Below are 12,630 nucleotides of genomic sequence, written 5' to 3' on the forward strand. Positions count from 1 at the left end.
TTGATATGTTCTTATACTGTCACTCATGATGTACTCCTTTTTAATTTATTTCAATCAGTTAGGGTATATCATGAGTGACTGTTAATGCTTTGTCAACCAAGCTTTAAAAATGTGTCCGGTAGTGAGATCAATAACCCGCTATAACACTGTATGGAATAAATAATAGGCTATTATGTAAAAAGGCAAACATTAGTATTATCTCCGATAAGATTCGTATAAGTCTATATTCGTGCCCCCAAACCTTTGTAGTCACCTCTCCTGTAATCAACCGCGAATGCACACGAATAGACGCTAATAAATTCTCTTGATTTGCATTCATTTGCCTCCATTATCGAGTCCTCTTTGTATTGACATAGCGCTTCCATTCGAGTTGAGGCGCACCAAAATTGACGATCAACCCAAGCGGAAGATTCGTTGCCTTCAAGTAGTTGAGGATTTGCGCCTCTTCTATCCCCGTGATTGCTTTGATGGCTTTGATCTCGATCACAATCAGGTCATAGCACAAGAAGTCCGCGATGTACTCCTTGTTCAATACCCTGCCTTTGTAGGAAATCTCTATTCGTTTCTGCGGCACGTCGCTCATCAAATTCAATCTCCAAGGCTTCCTGATAGACCGCCTCCAGAAAACCGCACCCCAGTTGATTGCACACTTCCATCGCCGCTCCCACAATTTGATAAACCTCATCCTTCAAAATCAGTTCGCGTTCATTCGCGTTCATTCGCGGTTTTTACCTCCTGTATTCACCCCAACAATCGTCTTATACAGTGTTATAGCGGATTATTGTAATTTATTGCTATGACCTTGATGCAGGCACAGGGGATATAGCTGCTCTTATTTCTTCAACAATAGAGGTTTTAATCATTGCCTGTGGGAGATTCACATAAAAAAATGAAAATTCCGATGCGATAAGGTTAAAGACAAGGTCGCATCCTTATTTACTCCAATCCATTATTTCTAATCCCTCAACTCGTTTGAAATGATCTTCATTATGAGTCACCAGGATAAGATTATTGGACAGCGCTACTCCAGCGATAAGGATATCAATATCGTCAATCAGCTTTCCTGATTTCCGCAGGCTGGCATACAAATCTGCTGAAATCATGATGGAATCTTCTGTCAAGGGTAATATAGCATTCTGTTGAGCAAATTCCCTAAAAAGATCCAATTTCCTCAGAGCATCTTTATGTTTTAAACCGCTGAGGATTTCATAATAGGTGACAATACTGAAGCTTACTTTCTCGTACTGTTTAAGATACTCTCCAAAGTGGAACACCACCTGATGGTTATTTCTAAAGAACATGGACAGGATGTCAGTATCAATCAATACCGGCTTCATTATTTCGCCTTCCTGAGAAAGCATGCTTTCTCCGCTGTCCGATCTCTTCTAAGAATTCGGTGAATTCTTCATCAGGCATATCTTGCCAACACCCGGCAAATTTCATTATCGGGTTCGCGCCTTCTTTCGATTGTTGTAAGCCTATCCTGAAATAGTGAACAAGATCGTATATCTCTGATAACTTGTGCTCAGGGATGAGGTCAATTTCCTCTATAACTTTATCACGAAGCCCGGACTCTTTCATTGTAAAATTCTCCTTCAATCATCATTATTGCCTTATAATCGGAATGTTGTCAAGGGCTTAAATAATACGCTGTATCGAGCGGCAGGAACCTGCCGCAATCCGGAGCCTGTACACAGAATTCTCTTCTTCATCAGGCTGCGTCCCTCGCCGGGTTTCATCTATCTCCCTGGCCGAGAGGCTCAGGCGATAAAAGAAGGTGGCACCCACCGGACGGTAGGTGATCAGGCCGATCAGAGCTGCGGCTGCCTTGTCAACTTCCACCCGCAGTGACTGTCTCCTGTCTCCAAGCTCTACTGCACCTGCGGTAAGGCCAAGCCCCTGGCTGGCTGAAACCAGAAATGATACTGACTTTCCGTGGTCAAACCCTCTCCCCCCGGTCAGGTTGAATTGCTCCCACTCACAGCCGCCGTTGTGAGTGCGGTAGAAGAGTGTAGAGCGTTCAAAGGCTGCCGGATTCAGCGTAACGTGCCCCAGCCGCAGGGAGCCAGGGGGTGTGGCCTTCCAATCGAGCCGATACTCAAGGTCTAGCAGGGGGGCTTCGAGGAAAAGCCGCACCCGCTTAGAGACTGCACCCAGGGGAGTCTGGACCACTCCGGTGATATCGGTCCAAAGGCTGCTGTTTTCGATCATCGGCTCAACCGGATTAAGATCGGTCACTTTGGGCTGTCCGGGGGCTTCAAGAACCAGGTGGCCGGTATAGAAGTCGGCACCCAGGGTAATATCGTCGTAATAGCCATGCGGCAGCGTGCCGATGAGTGGATGATCCGATACGCCCTTGAACCACAGCCCGTCAAAGGCCAGTCCCCGCCGGGTATTCAACTTCAGCACAAGTGCATCTGTCTCCACTACCAGGTAGCGCCCGCACTGGTCAACCCTGGTGGGGTGAGAGCAGGGAGAGGATGGGTGGGGGACAGCTCCCCGGAAAACACAAGCCTTCCGTACGCCTTCTACCGCGCCGACCCTGGCCGCGAATCTTGCCAGCCGCTCCTGACAGGCAGCCCAGCGTTTTTCGGTGATGTGGGTGCGAAAATCACTGCTCCAGAGAAAGCACAATTCCCGCCAGTCATCGTCACTCGCAGCAGGGTTTGCCCTCAGCGCCTCGTATATGCGCCAGCAGGCCGTATTGATGCCCAGATCATCCCGTCCCGTGACTGCCCAGCGGGTAAGGTTATACTTGCCCTGCTTCTTGACCGGCACCGGCTGGTCGGGTGACTCAAGGTGCAGCCGGTTGCCTGCACCGGGCTGCTGATTCAGCTCCAGCACTTTGCCTGGCCGGACAAACTGAAACCTGCCATCGGCCAGAAGGCGCTCGAAGAGGCGCGAAAGCCGCGCCCATTCACTCTCTTCCCGGACGAGGGGGCTTTCGGTATGATATCGACCAGGCCGAAAGTCAAAAATTTCAACATCATTGCCATAGAGCGGAAAAGCGCGGGGCTGATCTCCCAGGTGCCTGCCGAGGTAATCGAGGTATTCGTCCAGTTCCATGTCTCCGTGGGCATAGCGCTGGAATTTCTGAAAGGCGATGGACTTATTCCAGATGAGGGAGATTTCGCAGCCACTTTGCCCGACGGCGATCTGGGGCAGGTAGCGCCACTCGGCGTTCCACTCAGGATGGCAGGAGGCCGGATTGTCCCACTCCATGATAATAGCCCGGTATCCGGCATCGAGGTAATGGCTGACCAGTCCGGCAGAGTAGGCCTGCTCGTTGACCAGGGCAACCTGCGGCCTGTGGCCTAACAGCCGCTCATAGGTTGTGTGTCCAAGGCGCAGGTTGGCTGCATTCACCTCTGGCGGCACCAGGGGGCCGATAACCTGCGCATGGCCGCTGCCGATGAATTCGCCGGGACCGTCAACCGTCAGATGCCGTAATTCATCCAGCCAGGCCGGATCCTGAGCAGCCGCTGCCTCAAGGGTATAGCCTGTGGCCTCGATGCCAAAGGGCAGGTTATACTCACGGGCCAGGCGCAGCAAAGGCCAGTAGCAGCGCTCCAATACCTGCGGATAATCTTCCTCCTCGATCGAGGAATAGGCCAGATTGAGATGAAAGGCGGTATACAGAAGAAGGCGCTTAGCCACGTGTGATCCTGACCAGAGAGACCGGGGCTGGTTTTCCTAAAACCTGTCTTCTCTATTTTCGATGACAATTTCCGAAAGCAGCTTGCCGCCGAGAGGGATAGGGGCATGGAGCGGAAACGGGCCGGCTTTGGCCCGACTGATAATACCCTGTTCCTCCAGAAGCCGCAATCGCTCTTCCTGCGTATCTTCCTGTTGCGGGATAGGGCTGATAATGGCAACAGGTTTCCCTCTATCAGTAAGCATTACCTCTGTGCCCTCTTTGACCATTTTTTTATATCTTGAAAAGTGCGTTCTTGCTTGCCGCAAGCCAACCTTTTTCATGTGCTATAAACTCCTTCTCAATAGAGCGCCATAGTTATTGTCTTACCAGGAAGCTGAGAAAATGTCAACCTGCCTGCCTCTCTCTTCTCCACACACTGACCACTGACCACTCCCCCCCACTCCTCCTCTACCCCACCGGCACGGTTTCGACCTTGAGGCAATCGATTGCTCCGACCGCCCTCTCGATTGCCTCCTGCCGGGTGTCTGCCGTGGCAATCACCACACCTGCCCGCGCGGGGTGGCTGTTGATCGGCCCGATGATATTGCCGACCCTGACCCGAAGCTCGCACAGGGCGATTCCGGGCTGTTGGCTGACTTCCTCGAGGCCCGAAATACGGACCACCCGTCCGGGATCGGGCAGGAGGTATCGCTGGGCCACACCTCGCTGAAAGCGGGGGATTAATTCCGACGGGTCCGGTTTTTCTCCGAGGGCCAGGCGGATGGCCTGGCCAACCAGGTCAACGCCGGTGTTCAGGGGAATTTCGTGGGTACAGAAATACCCGCCGCTCAGGCGGGCGGCAAGCTCTATGACCTTCGGCTTTCCTTCTGATACGACGATGTCTCCCTTGACCACCCCGCTGGTAATGCCAAGGCTCAGAGCGGCCTGCTGCACCAGGTCGCGGATATCCTGCTGGACCTGGCCGGGCAGGTGACTGGGAAGCTCTCCGCCATTTTCGATGATATGCGGTGCATAGCGCTCCAGATACTCGTAGTTGCGGTCGGAAAAGCCGGGAGTGTAGGCCACACCATCGAGCATAAGGGACTCGGTGCTGACCTGGGGGCCGGGCACAAACCGCTCAACCATGACCCGTCCGGTCGGGGAGTGGCTGCGGGAGAGTTGATATGCCCAGTCAAGGTCAATATCCGGCCCCAGCCGGAGCACTCCCCGCGCGCCCCGGCTGTCTACCGGCTTCAGCACCAGGGGAAGCCCGTGCCCGGCCACGATCCGGCGAAGATGTCCGGCAGACTCCACCGGGCAGAACCAGGGAATTGGCACCCCATCTGCGGCAAATTTTTGCTTCATGGCCAGCTTATCCGAAGCCAGATGAGCCGACTCACAACTGATGCCGGGCAATCCCATCCGGGCAGCCACCCTGGCCACCGTAAGCGGAACGTCCGAGGCGATACACATGACCCCGTCAATGGGCCGGACCGTGCGGTGATAATGCCAGGCAGCGCTTACCGTAGCCTCGACATCATAAGTGCTGGCGATAAGGCGGTCATCTGCCACAGCCAGGCCGGGAGCGCGAGGGTCCTGGTCGCTGACCACAACGTGCAGCCCCATCTGTCTTGCCAGTCTGATCCCCGGCACAGCCTCGATGCCGCCGCTGATTACGAGCAGTGTCCGGTTCAAAAGTAGAGCCCTCCATTGACATTGATGGTCTGGGCGGTGATATAGCTGCTGGCATCCGAAGCCAGAAACACCACCACCCTGGCCACCTCTTCGGGTGTGCCAAGCCGTCCGAGCAGGATGCTCTCGGCTGCCCTGCTGACGGACCCGGCCTGCATCCCGGATGCAGCCATGGGCGAGGCAATCAGCCCGGCGGCCACGGTGTTGCAGCGGATATTGTCCCTGGCCCCAAAGCGGGCGACGACCTGACCGAGCGAAATGAGACCGGCCTTGCTGGCTGCATAGTGTGCTGTTCGCGGCCCGCCATACTGCCCGCTGACCGAGCCGATATTGACGATGCTGCCCCCTCCCCTGCGGCGCAAAGCGGGAAGGGCTTCCTGGGAGCAGATAAAAGGGCCTTTGAGATTGACGGCCAGGATCTCGTCCCAGTCCGCATCCGTGATCCGGTCAAAATCGGCTGGCCGGTTGATGCCTGCATTGTTAACCAGGATATCGATGCCTCCGAAAATCCGCTCGGTCGCCTGCATCGCAGCCCTGACCGATTCTCTCTCGGTGACTTCCATATGGAGGACAAAAGCCCTGCCTCCCAGATCGTCGATTTCATCGGCAACCCGATTGGCTGCATCCTCCTGCGCCTGGTAAGTCAAGGCCACGCTTGCTCCCTCTCCAGCCAGGGCAAGGCAGATGGCCCGGCCAATCCCCCTGCTCCCTCCGGTTACCAGGGCAACCTTGTTTTCCAGTAATTTTGCCTGCTTGTCGGTCATTGTTTCCCCCTCAAAACCTTCCTGACCGCCAGCACGATATCATCCGGCAGAAGGTGGTATTTCCGGGCCAGGTCCTGCGGGTCTCCCGACTCGGCAAAAAGGTCCCGTATTCCCACCCGCTCCATCCGGACAGGCACGGTTTCGGCCAGGACTTCGGCCACAGCGCCTCCGAGGCCGCCCAGGATCGTGTGGTCTTCGGCGGTCACCAGGCAGCCGGTCCGCGATGCCGAATCCGCGATGATCTCCCGGTCAAGGGGTTTGATGGTGGACATATTGATCACCCGGCAGGAAATCCCTTCCCGGTGCAGCCGTTCGGCTGCCTCGATCGCCCGGTGAACCATGACGCCGATGGCAATGATGGTTACATCCCGGCCTTCCCTGATGATCGAGCCCCTGCCCAATTCAAAACGAAGTCCCTCGTCGAAAATGGTCGGCACCGGGCTTCTGCCGGTCCGAAGATACACCGGCCCATCCAGGTCGATCACCGCGGGCAGGGCTTTTTTCAATTCGACAGGATCAGCCGGTGAGACAATCGTAAAATTGGGAATGCTCCGAAAAACGGCCAGATCCTCGATAGCCTGATGCGTGGGACCATCCGGCCCTACATCGAGGCCAAGGTGACTGGCGGCGATCTTGACGTTGAATTTCGGATAGGCAATGGAATTTCTGGCCTGTTCGATCGATCGCAGGGAGGCAAAGACCGCATAGCAGGTCACGATGGGTATCAAGCCGAGCGTGGACAGCCCGGCGGCAACGGACATCATGTTCTGTTCGGCAATGCCGCACTGGATAAACCGGTCGGGAAACTCCTGCCTGAAAAAATGCGTGCCGGTCCCCCCGGCCACATCCGCATCGAGAACGACAAAGTCTGTGCGTATCCTGCCTAATTCGACCAAAGCCCGGCCAAAGGCTTCTCTCATGGTAATCAATTTATCTGGACCTCAATTCACCAGGCCCGCCAATATTCTCGCATCCGCATTCCTGCAGGGCACGGACTCTTTCCTCGCCCAGGGGAGCCAGGCTGCCATGCCATTTTGGATTATTCTCCATAAAAGAAATCCCTTTCCCCTTGACCGTATTGGCCACGATAACCGACGGCTTCCCCTTCGTCTTCCGTACCCGGTCGAAAGCATATTCGATCTCTCTGAAATCATGGCCATTAATTCCTATGACATGCCAGCCGAAGGAGGCCAGCTTACTATGCAGGGGCTCAAGAGCGGTGACATTGCTGTTGAGATCGTCGCTCTGAAATTTGTTATAATCGATGATAGCCACCAGGTTGTCGAGCTGGTAATGGGTGCCAAACATGAATCCCTCCCAGACCTGGCCTTCGTTAAGCTCTCCGTCGCCAAGCATAACATAGACCCGGAAATTCAACCCTGCCCGTTTCCCCCCCAGAGCAACGCCCAGGGCAAAGGAAAAGCCCTGCCCCAGCGAGCCGGAGTTAAACTCGACACCCGGGGTCTTCAGGCGGTCCGGATGACCTTGAAGCATCCCGTCGATGCGGCGCAATTTTTTAAATTCTTCGGTACTGAAGAATCCCCTCTGGGCCAAAGCCGCATATAAAACCATGCAGGAGTGCCCTTTTGACAGAATGAAGCGGTCCCGGTTGGCATCCTGATAATTTTCGGGAGAAAAATTGATTTCCTTATGGAACAGATAGGTCACGATATCAGCCGCTGACAGGGCTCCACCCGGATGTCCGGATCCTGCATAGCAGTTCATAATGATGATGTATTTCCTCAGTTCGGCTGCCAACCGCTCCAGCCGGTCTTTTTCATCGTTGTCCATAAGCTCATCTCCTTATTCACCTTCTCTCCAGAAAAGATAAACGAAAAACCGGAAAAACAGGGATAATATTTGTCAAGGACAGCAAAATCAGACACTGACCACTTCAGACCGGCCAGAAGGGCGATCATCTCCCGGCCGGATGTGCCTCCCATCGAAGCGGCTGATCTTCTCATGGCATTATAGGCATTGATCCCTGAAGTAAAGGTAGGATAGCCGACCGAAAGGTTGCCGAATCCGGCCCGCTCAAGCAGAGCCAGAGTGCTGGCCTCGTCAAGCTCCTGAAGGTGCCAGGGCCATATTCCTGTCTGGCGAAGGTCATCGGGTGAGTCCGATGGCGAGCCGGACACCGGCCCCTGGTTTACCCGGTAGGGAAACAGGCGTGAGTTCGGGGTGCTGCCGATGAGCCTTCCTCCGCTGACCAAAACCCGATCAGCCTCCTTCAGCAGCCATTCCGGCTGGCTCAGGTGCTCGATGACCTCAAAACAGACCACTGCCTCGAAGGATGAAGCCGGACAGGGCAATTTTTCCGCCTGGCCAACCTCAAAGGTCAGCCGGTCGCAGTCTGCCCACAGCTTTCTGGCCAGTGCAATTACCTGGGGATCATTGTCCACTGCCCGCAGGTGAATCGAGGGATTGAGCACGGCCAAAAGGTATGCGCCAAGGCCAAGGCCGCACCCGATTTCCAGGACCCGTCCGTGCAGGTGCTGGCTGGCATAGGCGTATCTGGCCAGAACCTCGCAGTCGTAGGGATAACCCGCTACCAGCCCCTCGGTTGGCCTCTCGCCTGCCCGGTCACCATGAGCCAGATTCTGAATTGCCGGAGCAAAGGCTTTGAGCCTGTGCACAATTCGGGACTGAACCTGGCATACAAGGGCCCTGGACAGGTGGCGGTCATCGATCCGCGGGCTGGCAGTCCAGGCCATATCCGCCTGGGGCAGTGATACCTGGACAGGCTCCTTCGAGGTGGGATTAATGGCCGCAACCTGCGGGACAAGGGCTGCCATCAGAAGGGCCACATTCCCGCAAAAGTCATTCAGGGGAAAAAAGGCCTGCCTGAATGGCTTCTCCCGAATCCCGGCAAGTATCTGCCCGGTCTCAGGCGAAGAAACCTGCCCGTAAAAATTTTCAGGCAGGGCATACACTTCCCGGATGCCAAAGGATGAGAGTACATCCCTCAACGATTCTTCCTGCTTCTTCAGAATGAGAGCGGCACTTCGGCTGGTATCCAGCCTGGCCAGAAAAGGAGCAGCCAGCTCCCGGCTACAGGGAAAAGCCAGAAGTTTCATGACAGCCTTGCCCTTTCATACAGCACAGTGCGAGGTTTTACGCCGTCATCGGCTGCCCCCCTATGCACTTCAACAGCAGCATACTGCGGGAACTCCTTCAGGATCATTTTCCCCAGCCGGTCACAAGAAGCATCTGACAACATGGTCTGCCCATTGTTCCTCCCCGTGAGCCTGACGATGACTTTCTCGCTGGTATAGCTTTGGTCAAGGATGACTCCGATCCGGGGGGGCACTGCCTCCCCTGCCGGGGTCCAGTCGTTCGGCAGGGCCTGCCCATCAGCATCCAGTACCTCAAGGCGGATGCCCTCTCTCTCCAGAACATCAGGGGCAGCGTAATCCCGGACAAAGCGGCTGATCTTTTCCCGGCGTTTTCGCCTGGCCAGGTTTTCGCACCGCAGCATGGCATCCCGGATAATCGACTGAGACCGCTCATCCGGGATGCGATCCGAGTAGAAATGAGAGCTGCGCTGGTGGAACAGGGTCAGGTAGTCCTCGTCATACTGAATAAGGTTTCTTTCCCGGCAATACCGGGCAATTTCAGTTCCAGGCAGGGGGGTAAGTACGCTGACCGTAGGATTATCAGGCTCGATTTCCTCCATAAAGCTCAGGGTCTCCTGGATATCGGACTCCGTTTCCCAGGGAAAGCCGATCATGAAAAAAACCGATAAGGAAAGCCCTGCATCGCGGATGATCCTGGCTGCCCGGCGAATCGTCTCCTGAGAGCTCGACTTGTTAATGGCATCGAGGGTGCGCTGTGAACCGCTCTCCGCTCCGATGGCCACGGCCACGCAATTGGCTGCTTTCATTTTCCCGATAAGCCCCTCGGAAACCATGTTCGGATGAATCTCGCACCACCAGCGGAATTCGGTCTTCGGCAGCCCGGCCAGGCCGCGCTCCTGCATCGCCTCACACAGGGCAATGGTATGCTCCGGCCTGGTCACGAAGCAGTCATCCTGGAAAGAGAAAAAGGAGGTGCCGTATTTTTGCCTGATATCGAGAATTTCATCAGCAATATAGCCCGGCGAGTGCCGTCTGACCTGGCGCGACCAGGTGGTCCGCGCATCACAGAAAGCACAGGCAAAGGGACAGCCTCGGGAGGAGAAGATGTTGCCAAAGTCATTCGGCGGCATCATATGGCTGTGCAGGATACGGCTGCGGTCGGGAAAGGGGATGGTATCAAGATCCTGAATCAGCGGCCGTGCCGGATTGTGAATAACCTGCCCCTCGTGTCCGTCTTGCCGGTAGGACAGCCCGGCGATATCCTTACGAAGGATATTCCCCGCACGGCCCCCTCCTCCATCGAGCAGCATGGCCAGTTCGACCATGCTGTGTTCGCCTTCACCCCGCACCACATAATCTGCCTGAGTGCGGATCAATACATGCTCTGGATTTGCGGTCGCATGCGGCCCTCCGACCACAATGGGAACATCATCGCCCAGGGTCTCCTTCAGAAGGCGGATAATGGTCCTGGTGATAAAGAATTTGGCTGTCCGGGACGAAATACCGACCAGATCGGGCTTACAGTCTGCAATCGTGGACACAACCTCGCGGTAGATAGGGTGCGCATCGTTGGTTACCGCGGCGAGGTATTCTTCGAAGCGGTTCATTTCATCGTAATAGCCGCGGTTGCAGACGCCAAGGCGCTGATGCGGGTTGAAGTCGGCATTGTAGATGACTACATCCTGAAACCCTTTGGCTCGGAGCGCCGCGGCCAGGTAGTCCAGGCCAAGGGGCACGCTGCGCTGATCCTCGTTCAGGAAGCGGAAAAAAGGCGGGTCCAGCAGCACTATCCGCCTGATATTCCTTCTGTTCATGACTCACCTCTTTGGTTAAAGGTTGGCAAATTCTGCCTTCAGCCTGCGGACGCGGCTCTGATAGCGGCTTTGGAGCTCCGGGATAAGACTGGCTGCATCCTGGGCAATCCGGTCACTGTGCTTCACCTTTATCTCTTCGATGCCATCCTGATAGGTTATCCTGCCCTGCCTGATCATGGCTGCGGCCCTGTCTGCGGCGATCAGAGAGGACAACTCAGCCGGGGTAAAATTCCCGGTCTCGATATTCGGTATGGTAAACCACAGGCGATCCAGGGAAAAATCGGCTGTCAGGAAGCCGTTGTCAACGCATATATCGTAAAATTTCGTCCCCGGAAAGGGCTGGGCAAACCTGATCCCCCGGTAATCAAGATCCAGAGCATTGATCAGATCGAGCGAACACTTGATATCCTCGATCGTCTCACCGGGACTGCCCACAATCACATAGCCGAAGATCTTTTCAATTCCTGCCTGCCGCGCCCGTTTGACAACTGCCGCCACCTGCTGGTTGTGGTAGAGCCCTTTGTCCATGATCTCACCCTTGACCCTGTCCGAGCCTGTTTCGATCGGAAGATCCAGCCGGTACATGCCGCTGGCCCTGGCCAGATCGAGAAGCTCAGGGTCGATCTTCCAGAGGGCAAAGCCTGCCTCAGGCAGCCAGGGCAGGCCGATGCGGTGGTCGATCATGGCCTGAAACAGCCTTTTGGAAAACTGCGGCTCGTTAATCATATTATCGTCATAGAAGTGAAGCTCACGGATACCAAATTCATCGCGCAGGCGAAGCATATCTGAAATAAGGCGTTCTACCGGGCGGGTCCTGAACAGACGGTTGCTCACCGCTGGCAGGGAACAAAAATGACAGGCCAGGGGGCAGCCCCGTGACGAGAGAATACCCATCATAGGGTATGCCTTATGGATTCCGTGTCGATAGCCGCTGTCGTAATCACCCAGGCTGATCAGCTCAATGGCCGGGAAAGGAACCGAATCCGGATCAGCTATACTCTGCCTGGGGATCGAGATGATGGAGCTGCCATTGCCAGCGTTGCTCCTGCATGCGTCATCATCCCGGAAGGAAAGCCCCGGCACCTGCGATAAGTCTCCGCCCCTTTTCAGGGTCCGGCAGAGCCGGACTATGGCATCCTCCCCCTCGCCTGAAATCACGAAATCCACATCCCGTGACCTGAGAAGAGTTTCCGAAGATGACGATGGGCCGATGCCGCCCGCAACGATGAGCGCATCGGGCAGATTCTTTTTCAGCAGCCTGGCAAAGTAAAGGGCAGCCGGAATCTGATGATGCCAGGTGATGGAAATACCGATCAGATCGGGCTGAAAGGCGATGGATTCCTGTACGATCCGGCTGTCGGAAAGACCCATGCGCTTTTGCTTGCCAAAATCTTCGACGGTATCCGTTTGCCTTTGGCCATCGAGGATTTTCAGGTCATACTCGGACTTGAGCGAGGCTGCCAGGTAAAGAAGCTCGAGGGGAGGATGCGGGTCCTCATGTCCGATATGCTGATGATACACAAGCGGGGACCGAAAGAGCAGTACCTTTTCGATCTTCCTGCTGATGGTGCGGCTGCCGGTTGTGCGGCTGCGGCTACTGGTTTGGATCAGAGTAATAGGCATGGTTTATTCCTCATCGAGTTTTC

General features: G+C 55.3%; 11 protein-coding genes and 1 pseudogene. All 12 read right to left on the minus strand.

Translation table 11 applies throughout. The features are described from left to right. Nucleotides 1-328: 328 nt before the first annotated feature. A pseudogene (locus tag AB1611_14110) lies at nt 329-719 on the minus strand (GxxExxY protein). A 213-nt stretch (nt 720-932) separates the two neighbouring features. Then, nucleotides 933-1,337 carry a type II toxin-antitoxin system VapC family toxin gene (locus AB1611_14115; protein MEW6380726.1) on the minus strand — a complete coding sequence of 135 codons (405 nt, stop codon included), beginning with the start codon at nt 1,335-1,337 and terminating at the stop codon, nt 933-935. Further along, complete coding sequence (locus AB1611_14120) at nt 1,318-1,581, minus strand: hypothetical protein (GenBank protein ID MEW6380727.1); 264 nt, start codon at nt 1,579-1,581, stop codon at nt 1,318-1,320. The genes AB1611_14115 and AB1611_14120 overlap by 20 nt, the downstream gene beginning before the upstream one ends. A 57-nt stretch (nt 1,582-1,638) precedes the next feature. Further along, nucleotides 1,639-3,657 (minus strand): glycoside hydrolase family 57, encoded by a 2,019-nt coding sequence (locus AB1611_14125; GenBank protein MEW6380728.1) that lies wholly within the window; start codon nt 3,655-3,657, stop codon nt 1,639-1,641. Nucleotides 3,658-3,693: 36 nt separating this feature from the next. Continuing rightward, nucleotides 3,694-3,978 (minus strand): type II toxin-antitoxin system prevent-host-death family antitoxin, encoded by a 285-nt coding sequence (locus tag AB1611_14130; protein MEW6380729.1) that lies wholly within the window; start codon nt 3,976-3,978, stop codon nt 3,694-3,696. Nucleotides 3,979-4,105: 127 nt separating this feature from the next. Then, on the minus strand, nt 4,106-5,332 hold the full coding sequence (locus tag AB1611_14135) for an ATP-grasp domain-containing protein (GenBank protein MEW6380730.1): 1,227 nt from the start codon (nt 5,330-5,332) through the stop codon (nt 4,106-4,108). Then, nucleotides 5,329-6,093, minus strand: a complete 765-nt coding sequence (gene fabG, locus AB1611_14140; protein MEW6380731.1) for a 3-oxoacyl-ACP reductase FabG — start codon at nt 6,091-6,093, stop codon at nt 5,329-5,331. Before fabG ends, AB1611_14135 begins: the two co-directional genes overlap by 4 nt. Further along, nucleotides 6,090-7,013, minus strand: a complete 924-nt coding sequence (locus AB1611_14145; GenBank protein MEW6380732.1) for a transketolase family protein — start codon at nt 7,011-7,013, stop codon at nt 6,090-6,092. The genes fabG and AB1611_14145 overlap by 4 nt, the downstream gene beginning before the upstream one ends. A 10-nt stretch (nt 7,014-7,023) precedes the next feature. Continuing rightward, nucleotides 7,024-7,884 carry a transketolase gene (locus tag AB1611_14150; GenBank protein ID MEW6380733.1) on the minus strand — a complete coding sequence of 287 codons (861 nt, stop codon included), beginning with the start codon at nt 7,882-7,884 and terminating at the stop codon, nt 7,024-7,026. Next, nucleotides 7,836-9,170: a class I SAM-dependent methyltransferase gene (locus AB1611_14155; protein MEW6380734.1), complete on the minus strand. Its 1,335-nt coding sequence runs from the start codon at nt 9,168-9,170 to the stop codon at nt 7,836-7,838. The genes AB1611_14150 and AB1611_14155 overlap by 49 nt, the downstream gene beginning before the upstream one ends. After that, nucleotides 9,167-10,984 carry a radical SAM protein gene (locus AB1611_14160; GenBank protein MEW6380735.1) on the minus strand — a complete coding sequence of 606 codons (1,818 nt, stop codon included), beginning with the start codon at nt 10,982-10,984 and terminating at the stop codon, nt 9,167-9,169. The genes AB1611_14155 and AB1611_14160 overlap by 4 nt, the downstream gene beginning before the upstream one ends. 15 nt (nt 10,985-10,999) lie before the next feature. Next, nucleotides 11,000-12,607 (minus strand): radical SAM protein, encoded by a 1,608-nt coding sequence (locus AB1611_14165; GenBank protein MEW6380736.1) that lies wholly within the window; start codon nt 12,605-12,607, stop codon nt 11,000-11,002. Between the last annotated feature and the right edge of the window lie 23 nt (nt 12,608-12,630).

The sequence above is a fragment of the bacterium genome (assembly GCA_040755755.1).
Taxonomy (GTDB): Bacteria; SZUA-182; SZUA-182; order DTGQ01; family DTGQ01; genus DTGQ01.